Origin of the sequence: Enterococcus sp. DIV1639a (assembly GCF_050530445.1) — a bacterium.
In the GTDB taxonomy this organism is placed as follows: Bacteria; Bacillota; Bacilli; order Lactobacillales; family Enterococcaceae; genus Enterococcus_B; species Enterococcus_B hirae.
The window spans coordinates 708,629-723,170 of sequence record NZ_CP172886.1; the positions used below are offsets into that span (position 1 = coordinate 708,629).

16 protein-coding genes are annotated in these 14,542 nt (G+C 36.5%); 11 read left to right on the top strand and 5 right to left on the bottom strand.

The window, feature by feature from the left end:
- Positions 1-16: 16 nt before the first annotated feature.
- The 6 genes from IGJ32_RS03230 (at position 17) to IGJ32_RS03255 (ending at position 4,860) form a co-directional block, all read left to right on the top strand.
- Positions 17-1,102 carry an ABC transporter ATP-binding protein gene (locus IGJ32_RS03230; protein WP_010719843.1) on the top strand — a complete coding sequence of 362 codons (1,086 nt, stop codon included), beginning with the start codon at positions 17-19 and terminating at the stop codon, positions 1,100-1,102.
- A gap of 13 nt (positions 1,103-1,115) precedes the next feature.
- Positions 1,116-1,922, top strand: a complete 807-nt coding sequence (locus IGJ32_RS03235; RefSeq protein WP_010719842.1) for an ABC transporter permease — start codon at positions 1,116-1,118, stop codon at positions 1,920-1,922.
- Positions 1,922-2,749 carry an ABC transporter permease gene (locus tag IGJ32_RS03240; protein ID WP_342081678.1) on the top strand — a complete coding sequence of 276 codons (828 nt, stop codon included), beginning with the start codon at positions 1,922-1,924 and terminating at the stop codon, positions 2,747-2,749. The genes IGJ32_RS03235 and IGJ32_RS03240 overlap by 1 nt, the downstream gene beginning before the upstream one ends.
- Complete coding sequence (locus IGJ32_RS03245; RefSeq protein ID WP_053766139.1) at positions 2,746-3,825, top strand: ABC transporter substrate-binding protein; 1,080 nt, start codon at positions 2,746-2,748, stop codon at positions 3,823-3,825. The genes IGJ32_RS03240 and IGJ32_RS03245 overlap by 4 nt, the downstream gene beginning before the upstream one ends.
- 412 nt (positions 3,826-4,237) lie before the next feature.
- Entirely contained in the window at positions 4,238-4,588 is a 351-nt protein-coding gene (locus IGJ32_RS03250; RefSeq protein WP_342081578.1) for a hypothetical protein, read from the top strand.
- A complete protein-coding gene (locus IGJ32_RS03255; protein WP_010719838.1) occupies positions 4,585-4,860 on the top strand; it encodes a hypothetical protein in 276 nt (91 codons plus the stop codon). Before IGJ32_RS03250 ends, IGJ32_RS03255 begins: the two co-directional genes overlap by 4 nt.
- A 78-nt stretch (positions 4,861-4,938) precedes the next feature.
- Here the strand turns inward: IGJ32_RS03255 and IGJ32_RS03260 are convergent, their stop codons facing one another.
- The 3 genes from IGJ32_RS03260 to IGJ32_RS03270 all read right to left on the bottom strand — a co-directional run bounded on the left by IGJ32_RS03260 (position 4,939) and on the right by IGJ32_RS03270 (position 6,156).
- Positions 4,939-5,196 (bottom strand): hypothetical protein, encoded by a 258-nt coding sequence (locus IGJ32_RS03260; protein WP_010738287.1) that lies wholly within the window; start codon positions 5,194-5,196, stop codon positions 4,939-4,941.
- Positions 5,197-5,639: 443 nt separating this feature from the next.
- Positions 5,640-5,744, bottom strand: a complete 105-nt coding sequence (locus IGJ32_RS03265) for a putative holin-like toxin (protein ID WP_014834224.1) — start codon at positions 5,742-5,744, stop codon at positions 5,640-5,642.
- A gap of 307 nt (positions 5,745-6,051) precedes the next feature.
- Positions 6,052-6,156 carry a putative holin-like toxin gene (locus IGJ32_RS03270; protein WP_014834224.1) on the bottom strand — a complete coding sequence of 35 codons (105 nt, stop codon included), beginning with the start codon at positions 6,154-6,156 and terminating at the stop codon, positions 6,052-6,054.
- Positions 6,157-6,524: 368 nt separating this feature from the next.
- Here IGJ32_RS03270 and IGJ32_RS03275 point away from each other — a divergent pair, with 368 nt between their 5' ends.
- Positions 6,525-7,157, top strand: coding sequence for a MarR family winged helix-turn-helix transcriptional regulator (locus tag IGJ32_RS03275; RefSeq protein WP_053766136.1), 633 nt, complete (start codon positions 6,525-6,527; stop codon positions 7,155-7,157).
- Positions 7,157-8,953, top strand: a complete 1,797-nt coding sequence (locus IGJ32_RS03280; RefSeq protein ID WP_342081577.1) for an ABC transporter ATP-binding protein — start codon at positions 7,157-7,159, stop codon at positions 8,951-8,953. The genes IGJ32_RS03275 and IGJ32_RS03280 overlap by 1 nt, the downstream gene beginning before the upstream one ends.
- Before the next feature lie 373 nt (positions 8,954-9,326).
- On the opposite strand, the gene IGJ32_RS03285 is transcribed toward IGJ32_RS03280, so the two are convergent.
- The gene (locus IGJ32_RS03285; protein WP_342081576.1) at positions 9,327-10,643 is read right to left on the bottom strand and encodes a sensor histidine kinase; all 1,317 of its coding nucleotides are present in this window, start codon (positions 10,641-10,643) and stop codon (positions 9,327-9,329) included.
- Between the two features lie 4 nt (positions 10,644-10,647).
- The gene (locus IGJ32_RS03290) at positions 10,648-11,322 is read right to left on the bottom strand and encodes a response regulator transcription factor (RefSeq protein WP_063626723.1); all 675 of its coding nucleotides are present in this window, start codon (positions 11,320-11,322) and stop codon (positions 10,648-10,650) included.
- 141 nt (positions 11,323-11,463) lie between these two features.
- Here IGJ32_RS03290 and IGJ32_RS03295 point away from each other — a divergent pair, with 141 nt between their 5' ends.
- The 3 genes from IGJ32_RS03295 to IGJ32_RS03305 all read left to right on the top strand — a co-directional run bounded on the left by IGJ32_RS03295 (position 11,464) and on the right by IGJ32_RS03305 (position 14,541).
- The gene (locus tag IGJ32_RS03295) at positions 11,464-12,966 is read left to right on the top strand and encodes an ABC transporter permease (protein ID WP_010738282.1); all 1,503 of its coding nucleotides are present in this window, start codon (positions 11,464-11,466) and stop codon (positions 12,964-12,966) included.
- Positions 12,967-12,984: 18 nt separating this feature from the next.
- On the top strand, positions 12,985-13,644 hold the full coding sequence (locus tag IGJ32_RS03300) for an ABC transporter ATP-binding protein (RefSeq protein WP_126344501.1): 660 nt from the start codon (positions 12,985-12,987) through the stop codon (positions 13,642-13,644).
- 189 nt (positions 13,645-13,833) lie between these two features.
- On the top strand, positions 13,834-14,541 hold the full coding sequence (locus IGJ32_RS03305; RefSeq protein ID WP_342081574.1) for a hypothetical protein: 708 nt from the start codon (positions 13,834-13,836) through the stop codon (positions 14,539-14,541).
- Position 14,542 lies beyond the last annotated feature (1 nt).

The window sequence follows — 14,542 nt, forward strand, 5'->3', positions numbered from 1 at the left end:
TTTAGGGGGTTAAAAAGTGGGAAAACCAATTATTTCATTTGATCAGGTGGTCAAACGCTATGATGATGAAACGATTTTGAAAAAAGTGAGTTTTGAGATCGAACAAGGGAAATTTTATACCTTATTAGGTCCTTCGGGTTGTGGAAAAACAACGATTTTACGAATTATTGCTGGTTTCACAGATGCTACTGAAGGCGAAATGTATTTTGAGGGAAAACGATTAAATGATGTGCCAGCTAATAAACGGCAAGTAAATACGGTTTTCCAAGATTACGCCTTATTTCCTCATATGAATGTATTCGACAATGTCGCTTTTGGATTGAAAATCAAAAAAATGAATAAAGTCGATATTGAGAAAAAAGTCAAAGATGCACTTCGTATGGTGCAACTTCCTGGGTACGAAAATCGAGAAATTAGCGAAATGTCTGGTGGACAAAGACAACGTGTGGCTATCGCGCGGGCTATCGTTAATGAACCTAAAGTATTGTTGTTAGATGAACCTCTGTCTGCGCTGGATCTAAAGCTGCGAACGGATATGCAGTATGAATTAAGAGAGCTGCAACAACGTTTGGGAATTACATTTATTTTTGTGACACATGACCAAGAAGAAGCTTTAGCGATGAGCGATGAAATCTTTGTGATGAATAAGGGGAAAATCGTGCAGAGTGGAACACCTGTCGATATCTACGATGAACCGATCAATCATTTTGTGGCTGATTTTGTGGGTGAAAGCAATATCGTTGATGGTGTGATGATCGACGATAATCTTGTAGAGTTTGTTGGCAAACGATTTGAATGTGTTGATGGTGGAATGCGTCCCAATGAACCAGTTGAAGTCGTCTTGCGCCCTGAAGATTTAACGATTACTACCCCTGATAAGGGAAAACTGGTTGTGACTGTTGATACGCAACTGTTTCGTGGGGTCCACTATGAAATTGTCTGTTACGATGAGCAACAAAATGAATGGACGGTTCATTCAACGAAAAAAGCAAAAGAGGGTAGCAAAGTTGGTCTAGCCTTTGATCCAGAAGATATCCATGTCATGCGTTTTAATGAATCAGAAGAAGAATTTGATGCACGACTTGATAGTTATGAAGAGTAAGGAGGAATAGTCAATGAAAGCAATGCGTAGAATCTACTCTGTTCCTTATGTACTCTGGCTTGGTCTATTCGTGATCGCACCAGTTTTGATGATCATTTACCAATCTTTTTTTGATATGAATGGACACTTTACTTTAAATAATTATGCTACTTTTTTGACGTCTAGAACGAATCTTTTCATGGCGTTAAATTCTGTTTGGTATGCCTTTTTGATTACCTTTTTTACATTAATCATCAGCTATCCGACTGCTTATTTTTTAACTAAATTAAAACATAAACAGTTGTGGTTGATGCTGATCATCTTACCAACATGGGTGAATTTATTACTAAAAGCTTATGCGTTTATTGGTATTTTTAGTATCCATGGAAGTGTGAATCAATTTTTTGAATTTTTAGGAATTGCTCCAAGACAAATTTTGTTTACCGATTTTAGTTTTTTGTTTGTGGCAACTTATATCGAGATTCCATTTATGATTATGCCGATATTCAATGCATTGGAAGAAATGAATCCGTCATTGATCAGTGCTAGCCGTGATCTAGGAGCTAATAATTTTGAAACATTTCGCCGAGTAGTATTCCCATTGTCATTGAATGGTGTAAAAAGTGGGATTCAAGCAGTGTTTATTCCTTCACTGTCATTGTTCATGTTGACACGACTGATTGGTGGAAATCGTGTGATCACTTTAGGAACAGCAATTGAACAACATTTTCTCGTGACTCAAAATTGGGGGATGGGTTCGACGATCGGAGTTATTTTGATTATTGCAATGTTTATTGTGATGTTGTTGACAGGTGAGAAGAAGAAGGGAGGCCGCGCATGATGAAAAAATTTAAGTGGTCTTACCTTTACCTCTTTATTGTTTTTCTACTATTATATTTGCCTATCTTTTATTTGATTTTCTACTCCTTTAATGACGGTGGTACCATGAACAAATTTACCGGTTTTACTTGGGACCATTATCAGGTAGTTTTTGAAGATACACGATTGATCATTATTGTATTGAACACCTTTATGTTAGCTTTTTTATCGGCACTGATCGCAACGATTATCGGAACGTTTGGGGCAATGGGGATTTACTATACTAAAAAACGTCAAGCAAGAACGACATTACTAAGTATGAATAATATTTTATTAGTTTCACCAGATGTAATTATTGGTGCCAGTTTCTTGATTTTCTTTACTTTTTTAGGCTTTGGATTAGGTTTCCAAAGTGTTTTGCTTTCTCATATTGCCTTTAGTATCCCAATCGTTGTATTGATGGTATTACCTAAATTACAAGAAATGAATGATTCGATGGTTGATGCCGCTAGAGATCTAGGTGCAAATAATTTTCAAGTCGTAAAAAATATTATTTTACCATTCTTGTCTCCTGGCATCATTGCAGGCTACTTTATGGCATTTACTTATTCATTAGACGATTTTGCGGTGACCTTTTTCGTGACAGGTAATGGATTCACTACGTTGTCAGTAGAAATCTATTCTCGTGCTCGTCAAGGAATCAGTTTAGAAATCAATGCGTTAAGTGCATTAGTGTTCCTATTTTCGATGGTTTTAGTGATCGGTTATTATTTTATTAGTAAAGAAAATCGTTCCAAAAAACTGAGAAAAAATCGCCGAGGACGTGAGGAGGTCGCACGCTTACGATGAAAAAATTACAATCACTGTTTGTGGGTATCGTTGTGATCATCTTGGTCTTGCTCTTTGGTGTACGGCAATTAGAACAAGCAAGCGGAATGAGTGGAGCAAAAATCGTTACGATCTATAATTGGGGCGATTACGTTGATCCTAGCTTGATCACAAAATTTGAAAAAGAATATGGGTATAAGGTCAATTATGAAACGTTTGATTCCAATGAAGCCATGTTTACTAAGATCCAACAAGGTGGCACAAATTATGATATAGCCATTCCTAGTGAATACATGATCCAAAAGATGATCAAAGAAAAATTAGTGCTTCCTTTAGACCATTCCAAGATCAAAGGATTAGCGAACATTGATGAGCGCTTTTTGGATTTAGACTTTGATCCCCAAAATACCTATTCGATTCCATACTTTTGGGGAACCTTGGGGATCGTATATAATGATAAAGTTTTCAATAAAGAGGAAATCCAGCACTGGAATGATCTTTGGAAACCGAAATTAAGAGATAGTTTGATGTTGATCGATGGTGCCAGAGAAGTGATGGGGCTATCGTTGAACAGTTTGGGCTATTCGTTGAACAGCAAAGAGATGGATCAATTGAATGCAGCTGCAGATAAACTGAACAAACTAACCCCTAATGTCAAAGCAATCGTAGCTGATGAAATCAAAATGTATATGATCAATGAAGAAGCATCCGTCGCTGTAACTTTTTCTGGAGAAGCAGCAGATATGATGTCTGAAAATGAACATCTTCATTATGTGATCCCTTCAGAAGGTTCGAATTTATGGTTTGATAATATCGTGATGCCGAAAACAGCAAAAAACAAAGAAGGCGCATATGATTTCATCAACTTTATGTTGAAACCAGAAAATGCTGCCCAAAATGCTGAATACATTGGCTACTCAACACCTAACAAAAAAGCGAAAGCTCTTTTACCAAAAGAAATTTCCCAAGATGAACAATTCTATCCCTCTGATGAAACCATCTCTCATCTAGAAGTTTATGAAGACCTTGGACCTAAATTTTTAGGAATCTATAACGACTTGTTCTTAGAGTTCAAGATGTATCGGAAAAGCTGGTAAAACTTAGTGAAATTGGGAGAAAATCAAGCTTAAAATAGCTTATTTCACGTACTTTCTTATACTCAGTTTTCCAATTTTCTACCAAAAGCGTCTTTTTAGGCGCTTTTTTTGTGTTATTTTATTTTTTCTACCAGTGATTTTCTACCAGAAAAAATAGATGAAATAGTGATGCAACAAGTATGATATGTTTTTGATAGGCATTGGTTGGATTAGTCTAATGCCTGTAAGGTAACTTACAAATAAAAGCCTATTTTTCAGTCGCCTTTTGGTGGCTATTTTTTATAGTTGCTATAATGAATGCGAATAGAAATAGGTTGTTTTATCAACTATAATTATATTGTGATGTATGAGACATTTTATTGTATTTGTATTCTATCCTTTACATAAATCATCTAACAAAGAAGGTATAGTTATGTACTCTGTAGAGTTCAGCCAGCAATTTTCCGATGTATTTTCTGAGAATCAATCAAAAAACTACCAAGAAATAATCGTATATAAAGTGAATGAGTATTTGACACATAATTTTTATCGCATCAAACCTGTCCATTCATCTGCAAAATACTCTATTTATGAAATGAAAATCCATTTAGGAAAGGAAGATTTTCGAATTGCTTTTAGAATAGATGGCAAAAAGGTGCAAGTTTTTTATATTAGTCGAACGTTGAAAAAATTTTTATTTGATAAGGAAGTAAATAAGTTGGTTAATCGATTCAACAAAAATCAATGGCTAGTCGATGAAGAAAGTAGAAGTGCTGTAAAATGAACATGATTTATAAAAAGCAATTAAAACAATTTTTGAAAAAAACATTTAAGTCAAAGAACTGTTTCGCTTTAAAAATTCTTACATTCAAAAAAGATCGCTATGTATTTATTTGTTATGACCAAGATCAATACACGATAGTTGAAGATGGATTCGAAAAGAATAGGTACCAGTTTGACTCTTCAGATGAAGCAATGAAAAAAGTAATGAAAATAGCAGATATTGAATTTAAAAATAGCTATAGACTTTATATACAAACTAAACTTAAACAATGACTCTCATTTGTTTTATCTTCTGGAAAGGAATTCTTTATTATAAATAAAAAACGACTCAAAATGAGTCGTATAAATCAATTATTGTAATAAATCATTAATTTCTTTAAATTCTTTATCAAGTTCTTTTTCATCATATTTCTCATATTTACCAGCTTCATGAAGGATTTTTTTAATTTCATGAATCGCTTTTCGTTCAACTAACCATTTTTTTAGGTTATGTTTTTTTTCTGGATTTTCAGATAACGTATCAAGTTCGTCTAATTCTTTATCCAGTTTATTAACCGTAGCAATAATTTTGTCTAAAGTTTTTTCTTCTTTATGTTCTAAATTTGACATTTATCTTCACGTCCTTTTTATTTGATAATTCAAGTATAAAATGTCAATATATTTTTTTCAAATAAAACTCTTTAGATATGTTTTATTGCATAAGTAAGTAGAACTAGTTCCCTCTATCACACTATACGATAAATCAATTTAGTTAAAAATATCCTCTTTGACTATCGTACTACTGTGATCAGTTAGGGTTTGCTAGTAAGCTATTTACTCAAAAATGCCTTGATATCAGAATTTTTGGTGTTTATTTGAATTGATAGAAGTCAATTTTAATCTTTAATCAAGATGCTAGAAATTAACATTGAACAGAAGAATAGAGTCATGCTATAATAATCGTGCAAAAAGGAACTGCGTCAACAGTTCCCTTTTGACAGCACCGCTAAAGACGGTGGCGAATTCAATGGTATTTCAAAAAGAAATAGCCAGTCGTCTCGCTAAAGTGACGGCTATTTCTTTTTGTCATGTTTAAGCATAGATACAACCAAGCCAATCAAAGAAATGGTAAACATACCAAACCCAAGAATGGTTTGAATTGTCTCGTATGCGGACAAAAAGGCATCTCCTTTCTCTAAAGTGTGAGATTATGTGCATAAGCACCACCTCGCTTTCAGAATGGAAAGCCACCGTTGTTAAACTATATTGTCACAAAGGATCGAAGCCTATAGACTTAGTGATCATTGCTTTAAAAAAATAACCGTTCTTTTGTTTTTTATTGAATAGAAGAATAGAGGTATGCTATAATAAACATGAAAAAAGGAACTGCGTAAACAGTTCCCTTTTGACAGCACCGCTAAAGACGGTGGCAATTAAACTAAATATTTCAAAAAGAAATAGCCAGTCTGCTCGCTAAAGTGACGGCTATTTCTTTTTGTCATGTTTAAGCATAGATACAACCAAGCCAATCAAAGAAATGGTAAACATACCAAACCCAAGAATGGTTTGAATTGTCTCGTATGCGGACAAAAAGGCATCTCCTTTCTCTAAAGTGTGAGATTATGTGCATAAGCACCACCTCGCTTTCAGAATGGAAAGCCACCGTCATTAAACTTTACTGTCACAAATGATTATAGCATATAGACTTAGTTATTTTCTTGAAAATTCAAGTAGAACTGAGTCTATTTTTTTGTTTGAAAATAAAAAAATAGAAGGGATAATGTGTATTGAAAAAACAAACCAACTCACTTATCTAGTGTTAGTCAATTTTAGATTTTTTTGGCTAACTATTTTTTTAACTATTTAATTAGTTTATTTGTTGACAAACAAAATAAATAGTTTATCATTTACTTTGTTGATATCGATATAAACTAAGTAAATATTTTGGAGGTCATCTTATGAATCATCATGAAATCTTAGAAAATCTGTTAGAAATTGCGCACCAACCGTTTTTGATTTTTGCCTATCAAGTGGAAGAAAAGACAGATAATGCTTTTGAAACATTAAAAATTTTAGTGGCTGAGGACGATGTGACGGCAGGACGGTTAGCTGAAGTGCTAGATATTAAACCGTCTAGTGTGACACAAATCATCAAAAAATTAGAAGAGGCTGGGGCGGTCATGCGGGAAAAATCAGCAACGGATTCCCGAGTGACTTTGGTCAAGATTACTGATAAAGGTCGAGAAAGTCTGCAAGAGCGTGGTTCAATCAGTACAACGTTAAAAGATGTCTTATTTAAAGGTTTTGCAGAAGAAGAGTTAGCACAATTGAATACCTATCTTGAACGAATGAATGAAAATATCAATCGTCCTGAATTTCAAGAAAAATTAGCTGAAGTTTTCGGCGATGATCAACGCTGGGAACGTTTCAATAAGATGAGTGCACATTTTGGCAGAGCACGTGAACAGATGATGGATCGCAGTGGGTTCGGTGGTTTTGGTCGAGGTGGCTTTGATCGAGATGCCTTCGATGGACGATTTGATAGACATTACGGTGGCTTTGAAGGATGGAAGAAAGGGCGTAGAAAATAATGGCACAAGGTGGAGGCGGAAGACCCGTTAGTATCTCGATGAAACAAACGAATACAAGATTTTCTTTGAAAGAATTTCTTAGTTTAATCAAACAAACAAAACCGCGCTATCCCTTACTGGCGATTGGGATGATCTTATTAGCAGGTTCATCAGCTGTGCAAGTTTATGTTCCTAAATTGGCTGCTAATTTAGTTAATCATTTTCAAGAGGGGATCGATTATGCTTTATTAGGAAGAGTCGTGGGGATGTTCGTTTTTTCAGCTGTAATTTCAGCGATTGGTGGGACGATTTTAGGAATTTTTGGCGAAAACGTCATTCAAAATATGCGAAAACGTTTATGGAATAAATTAACGATACTGAAAGTCACCTATTTTGATTCGGTGAAGGCGGGTGAGATGTCCAGCCGTGTAACGAATGATACGTCCCAGGTAAAACAGCTGTTGGCTGTGACATTTCCACAAACGATTGCGAGCATCATTACCGTGATCGGAACGGTTTATATGATGATCAGAATGGATTGGCATATGTCGCTAGCCATGGTTATTGCTGTTCCCGTCGTTATCTTATTGATGATTCCTGTGATGACCTTTGGTTCAAAGATCAGTCATATCCGTCAAGATGCTATGAGTCATTTCAATGGAATCGCAACAGAAACGTTGTCAGAAATTCGTTTAGTAAAAACGTCGAATGCCGAACAACAAGTACAAGAGCGGGCAGCAAATGAAGTCGATCGTTTGTTTCGCGTTGGTAAAAAAGAAGCAGTCTTTGATGCTGCAATGCAACCAATCATGATGATGGTTTTTATGAGTATGGTCTTTGGTTTGTTAGCTTATGGAATGCATCGTATTGCGATTGGTGCGATGACGATCGGGGTATTGATGAGTTTTCTCATGTATCTCTTCAATCTGATCGGCGCGATGCCAACGATTGCCACGTTGTTTTCTGAAATGGCAAAAGCTGCTGGTTCGACACGCCGTGTACAAGAATTATTGAATGAAGTACCTGAAGACTTTGAATCTGGTGAAGAAGTGGATTTATCGAACAAAACATTGTGTGTTTCTAACGTGGACTTTGCTTATAGTGATGCACCTGAGGAACCGATTTTAACGAATGTGTCTTTTGAAGCTAAACCTAACGAGATCATTGCTTTTGCGGGTCCTTCTGGTGGAGGGAAATCGACTACATTCAGTTTATTAGAACGTTTTTATGAGCCAACAGCAGGTACGATCAAATTTGGCACAACAGAGATCCAAAAGATCAAGTTGTCCAATTATCGTAGTCAAATTGGCTATGTTTCCCAAGATTCTGCTATTATGGCAGGAACGATCCGTTATAATTTAACTTATGGATTAGCGGATAATTACACAGATGAGCAGCTTTGGGAAGTGTTAGAATTAGCCTATGCACGTCAATTTGTAGAAGAGATGCCCAATGGTTTAGATACAGAAGTGGGCGAACGTGGTACGAAAATTTCTGGAGGCCAACGGCAACGACTGGCAATCGCTCGAGCGTTCTTAAGAGATCCAAAGGTCTTGATGTTGGATGAAGCAACAGCAAGTCTTGATTCTGAATCAGAAGCAAAAGTCCAACAAGCCTTGGCAAATCTGATGAAAGGTCGGACAACATTAGTGATCGCACATCGCTTATCAACGATCGTGGATGCTGATAAAATCTACTTTATCGAAAAAGGAAAAGTAACCGGTTCAGGAAAACACGCTGAGCTTGTTCAAAAACACAAAACCTATGCCAAATACGTAGACGAACAATTTAAAGTTGATACATTGCAAATTGCCTAAGTGTTAAAAAGCTGAATCCTTTTATCTTACTGAAAGAATGCGAAGAATCTAAGAGAAAGAAGAAATACTTTTTTCTGTTCTTTTTAATTGGTTAAACAATTTTCCGCGAAATAGATAATCAGGTTTAGAATGTTTAGGATATGTTTGATAAACTGAGTATCAGACATCTTGAATCCTCCTATGAATTGGTTCGTTAAACTAATTCTAAAGGAATTCAAGGTGTTTTTTTTTCACCGTTTATTCGTTTTTAGAGATACTAGAAGAGACTGAGACAAGTTTTGGCTCAGTCACACAAAGTATAGAAACAAAAGAGAAGGAATTATATACAGGTATAAAAATCTATCATCTGATCACAATTTAGTCGTTTTGTCATCTATTTCATTGGCAATTGTATTTGAAAAACGACTCCTCTAGGTTCCCAGTCTCTTACGGACAGTTTGCCTTTATGCTGAGTGATGATCTGTTTGGCAATTGCGAGACCAAGACCATAGCCCCCAGTTTCTTTAGAACGAGAGCGGTCTTCGCGGTAGAAGCGTTCAAAAATTCGTCTTTTATCTTCATCGCTAATAGATGGCCCGTTGTTTTTGACTTCAATCAGCCAATTATCGTTGGAGATTTCAGATTGCAGGACGATTTTTTCTTTAGCTTCTGTGTATTTTAGCGCATTGTCCAGCAGAATAACTAGAACTTGGTGGATACGTTTTTCGTCGACTATCACTGGTTGATCGGCAAAGTTTTCCAAGACAAAATATTGATCGTTTATTTCTGCGATTTCCTGGAAGGGCTGGGCTAATTGACGAATAAATTCTTTGGGATTAACTGATTCTTTCTGCAGAAGCAACTGATTGGAATCACTGCGTGCCAAGGTTAGCAGGTCTTCAGTCAGGCTTTTCATTCGCCGTGTTTCATTCAGGGCTTGGGCAATTGGTTCAGACTCTTCCAAGATGGTGTGATTGGGTCGGGTGAACAATTGCTGCAGGCTGTTTTGAATGATTGCTAGTGGCGTGCGTAATTCGTGAGAGGCATTTTCAACAAATTCCTGTTGTTTGCGCCATGAGAGCATGATGGGTTGCATATTCATTTTTGAAATGTAAAAGCTTATTCCAATCGAAATCAGCCAAAAAACGACCATACAGATAATCAGTGTTGTCTTGAAGGTTTTCATGGAGTCTGCGATTTGATTGGTATTGGCTAAAAATTGAATATAGGCGATGTCTCCTCCTTTATCTGCTTTGATTGTATACGAATGAAAGGAAAGTTTTTGGCTAGAATAGCCTGCATTTTTTAAACTTAATGCTTGAACAGAATCGAGATTTTTTTTATCTAAGGTTAAATTTTCCAGTTCAGTGAACCGTCCACCAATCGTGTCTTTGTTGAGAATCGTTCCTTCTTTTGACCATAAAATGATCTGAGTATTGAACTGATTATTGCCTTCTGGTCTATTCTCTCTCAGCTGCTCGCCCGACATTTGTGCCAGAAAGGGATTGCTTTGTTGGTACCGGTTGATTTCCATCTGAATAAGATGTTCATTTTCCGCCATTTGAGTTAGTGACAGGTCTGTTTGGCGGTAGGCCGAGCTTTGCAGCAGCTGTAGAGTTATAAATCCTAATAATAGGAAGATACCTGCAAAAGCGGCTACATTTAAGAAGAAAAATTTTAGTCGTTGTTTTCTTGATATTTCGGTATTCATAGCATTAATCCTTTTGTAAGATGTAGCCGACATTTCTCAGTGTTTTAAAGAACTGATCTGCACCTGACGGCTTCAAATGTTTTCTTAAGTGACTCATATATACTTCTACAACTGTAATGGTCGTATCGGAATCAAATCCCCAAATCCGATCGAAGATTTGCTCCTTTGTTAAAATCACGCCCTTATTTTGGATGAAATAAACCAAGAGATCAAATTCTTTTCCTTGAATTGATAGGATCTCATCGTCGATGTTTACTTCTTTCGTCGCAAGGTTGCAGGTAATATTTTTATAGATGATTTGATTCTCAGAAAACAATCCTAACGAACGCTTCAATAATGCTTTGACCCGCATAATCAGTTCTTCGCGATAAAAAGGTTTCGTCAAATAATCGTCTGCACCTTTTTGAAATCCATTGATTTTGTCTTCTAGGCCATCTTTGGCAGTTAGAATCAGCACAGGGGTTTGGATATTTTTTTTCCGTAATTCTGCTAAGATTTCGTAGCCGTTTTTCCCTGGCAGCATCAGGTCCAGCAATATTAGATCATAAACACCAGTTTCTGCTTCAAATAAGCCTTCTTCCCCATCATAGATCTGTGTGATCTCACCTAAATCCGACAAGATTTCTTTTATATTATCTGAAAGTGTCGCTTCATCTTCTACTATTAAAAGGTTTATCATTGATTTTCTCCTTTTTCATCTATTACTTACTCAGTTTACCACGCTTTCCTAAAACAACCTTAAAAACTTTTTTATCTCGTTTAAGCTTCGGTTAAGCCAATTTGCCTATTCTATAAACAGACAAATGAAGGAGGAACCAAAATGAATTATATCAAACGGGCGATTCAAAGCCTTTGGGCCAAAAAAGGACGCAGCATCATTATGATCACCGTCTTTTCCGCCATATTAATTTTTGTATTAGCGGGGTTAACGATCCGCAGCGGCGCTGAACTGGCGACCACGAATGCGAAAAAAAGTGTCGGGGCGACCGTCACCTTATCAACGAACCGAGAGGCAATGTTCAAACAGCAATCAAATTCAGATTCAGATGATGAAAGCAGTCGTCCAGATCCAGGTAGCTTTGAACAGACACCCGTCAACTTGAGTGATGCAAAAAAAATCGCAGAATTAGCGAATGTTAAATCGTATTCATTTGAAGCAAGTACTTCAGCGGATAAAGGCACAGGGATTACACCGATCTCGAGTGATAGTGACAGTGAAGAGGAATCTTCGGATGAACAAGCTGTTGGATTTGGTGGACAGAAAGCACCTGGTGGGATGAGTCAAGGGGATTTCCAAATTAAAGGTGTTTCCGAAAGTAATTCTTACAGTGATTTTTCATCAGGAACAGCTAGCCTAGTTGAAGGCAAGGCAATCACTTCGGATGATGAAGGGACGAATAATGTACTGATCGAGCAAAGTTTAGCGGAAGCAAACGATCTAAGTGTCGGGGACAAATTTAAGATTAAAGATACCGATGATAAAGATGTTGAAGTTACTATTAAAGGTATTTACAAAACAAGTGATTCTGGCAACAGTATGAGTGCTCGCTTCAACTTTATGAATCCAGCGAACACGATTTTTTCTTCTTATACACTGGTTAACACCTTAACTGGATCGGAAGGAAAAACGATCGATTCGGCAGTTTATAACTTAGATGATCCCAAAGACATGGACAGCTTTGTAGAAGCAGCGAATAAATTGATCGATACGGATACATTCAGCTTAGAAACCAATGATCAAATGTATCAGCAAATGCTTCAGCCGTTGAATAATGTATCAAGCTTTGCGAAGAATATCGTGATTTTAGTAGCCGTAGCCGGAGTCATTATTTTGACATTGATTATTATGCTGTCGATTCGTGAACGTAAATATGAGATCGGTGTATTACTTTCATTAGGTGAATCACGGGTCAAAGTTATTTCACAATTTTTCGTTGAGATTTTTGTCTGCATGATCTTCGCTTTAGGGATCGCTGCAGCTAGCGGAAATGTTGTTGGCAATGCAGTCGGCAACCAGTTGTTGAGTCAGCAAACAACTTCGCAAAATGCAGATGGACAAGAAGCGAATACGGCAGGAAACGGCGGTCCAAATCAAGGTAACCAAGGACAAGCACCTGGTGGCGGAAACGGTGGTCCTAGTGGTGGTCAAATGGGAAGCAATCCATTTACACAATCAAAAGAAATTCAAGAACTAAATATTTCAATGCAGCCAACCGAGATTTTAAGTCTTGCAGGAATTGGGCTGGGGATTAGTTTATTCTCAATTGTCCTTTCATCAGCAGGAATTCTACGACTGAATCCGAAGAAAATATTGATTTCCTAATTAAAGGAGGAATTTTTAATGACACTATCAACAAAAGATTTAGGCTACTGGTATGAAGACAACCGACGATTATTCGAAAACGTTAATTTAACTTTTGAAAAAGGCAAAATGTATGCAATTTTAGGTACGAGCGGTTCAGGGAAAACGACTTTTTTATCCCTGATCGCAGGACTAGATACACCAAAAAACGGAGAAATTCTCTATGATGACAAATCGTTGAAAAAAATTGGATTGCGGGAATATCGTCGTAAAGATGTATCAATTGTATTCCAAGCCTATAATCTACTGCCGTATTTATCGGCAGTAGACAATGTGGTAACAGCGATGGAGATTGCTCAAAGCCAACAGACAGATAAAAAAGCCTACGCCTTAGCGAACTTGGAAAAAGTCGGAATCACTAAGGATTTAGCAGATAAAAAAGTTACGATGCTATCTGGTGGTCAGCAACAACGAGTAGCAATCACTAGAGCCCTATGCTGTGAACACGATCTAATCGTTGCGGATGAACCGACTGGAAACTTGGATGAAACAACTTCCAGCGAGATCGTTAAACTTTTCCAAGAGATTGCACATGAGCAAAAGAAATGTATTATTTTAGTCACCCACGAACAGGATGTCGCTAAAGGCTGCGATGTGGTGTATGAACTGAAAAATCAAGAATTCAATCAAGTATCTTAAACAAACAGAATTTCGGTTCAGCTAGTATGAATGAGTAGGAAATGAATAGAGGAGACTGAGAAAATTTTTGCTCAGTCTCTCTTTTAGTAATAGTCGTTTTTTTTAGGTTGAAAGGAATAAAGTGACCTATTAATAAAAAGAATAACAGATATAATTCTTGTAAAAGAGCGATAGATAGGAGTGTTTAGAATGGGATTGTCTCAATGGCTTAGAAAAAAATTTTCAAATAATCAAGATAAAGAAGTCAATGAAATGCTACTTAAGCTAAATAAAAAAATTCATGAACCGAAAGACTTTTGTCCGGCGACTACAGCATTAATCCGCTTGTATGACCGAGAAAAAAATGCAAAAGAAATAAATAAAGGTGAAACTAGTTATGAATCTCATACTGAAGCCTTTCATAAAGAAATACAAGTCCATAGTCAAGAAAAGATTTATCTAACAGATTATTTAAATATCTGGCTACAAATAAATGAAGCAAAATTACAGGAATATCAGTTGGATACAATGTTCGAGAAAGGAAATTTAAAGGAAATCAAAGAAGGACTAGCAAAGGATATAAAGATAAAAAGTGAAATTTTATCGCGGTGTTTGGGAGGGGAAATTACTAATTATCGGCTAAATCAACAAGCTTATCAAGAAATGTTCGGGCGAATAAATCCTAAAGGCTGTCAAAGAAACAAAGTGGTAATTGATTTTCAAGTAACAAAGAAGATCAATGATTTCTCATTGAATAAGGGGAGGGATCAGATGGAGAGTCAGACAAAACAAAAAACTCAAACGAATGGATGCCAAACGATGGAAAGTATAACTGATAAAATAAAGGAACCCAGTTTAATCGAAACAAAGGCACAATCTAGTGAGACAAAAGTTCAAGAAAATTTAGGTAGAGAATAAA

Bases quoted from the DNA above. Each gene is read 5' to 3' on its own strand.
- IGJ32_RS03240 (WP_342081678.1), top strand. From the start codon at position 1,922: ATGAAAAAATTTAAGTGGTCTTACCTTTACCTCTTTATTGTTTTTCTA.
- IGJ32_RS03235 (WP_010719842.1), top strand. From the start codon at position 1,116: ATGAAAGCAATGCGTAGAATCTACTCTGTTCCTTATGTACTCTGGCTT.
- IGJ32_RS03290 (WP_063626723.1), bottom strand. From the start codon at position 11,322: ATGATAAACCTTTTAATAGTAGAAGATGAAGCGACACTTTCAGATAAT.
- IGJ32_RS03305 (WP_342081574.1), top strand. From the start codon at position 13,834: ATGGGATTGTCTCAATGGCTTAGAAAAAAATTTTCAAATAATCAAGAT.
- IGJ32_RS03295 (WP_010738282.1), top strand. From the start codon at position 11,464: ATGAATTATATCAAACGGGCGATTCAAAGCCTTTGGGCCAAAAAAGGA.
- IGJ32_RS03250 (WP_342081578.1), top strand. From the start codon at position 4,238: ATGTACTCTGTAGAGTTCAGCCAGCAATTTTCCGATGTATTTTCTGAG.
- IGJ32_RS03285 (WP_342081576.1), bottom strand. From the start codon at position 10,643: ATGAATACCGAAATATCAAGAAAACAACGACTAAAATTTTTCTTCTTA.
- IGJ32_RS03260 (WP_010738287.1), bottom strand. From the start codon at position 5,196: ATGTCAAATTTAGAACATAAAGAAGAAAAAACTTTAGACAAAATTATT.
- IGJ32_RS03245 (WP_053766139.1), top strand. From the start codon at position 2,746: ATGAAAAAATTACAATCACTGTTTGTGGGTATCGTTGTGATCATCTTG.
- IGJ32_RS03255 (WP_010719838.1), top strand. From the start codon at position 4,585: ATGAACATGATTTATAAAAAGCAATTAAAACAATTTTTGAAAAAAACA.
- IGJ32_RS03275 (WP_053766136.1), top strand. From the start codon at position 6,525: ATGAATCATCATGAAATCTTAGAAAATCTGTTAGAAATTGCGCACCAA.
- IGJ32_RS03280 (WP_342081577.1), top strand. From the start codon at position 7,157: ATGGCACAAGGTGGAGGCGGAAGACCCGTTAGTATCTCGATGAAACAA.
- IGJ32_RS03300 (WP_126344501.1), top strand. From the start codon at position 12,985: ATGACACTATCAACAAAAGATTTAGGCTACTGGTATGAAGACAACCGA.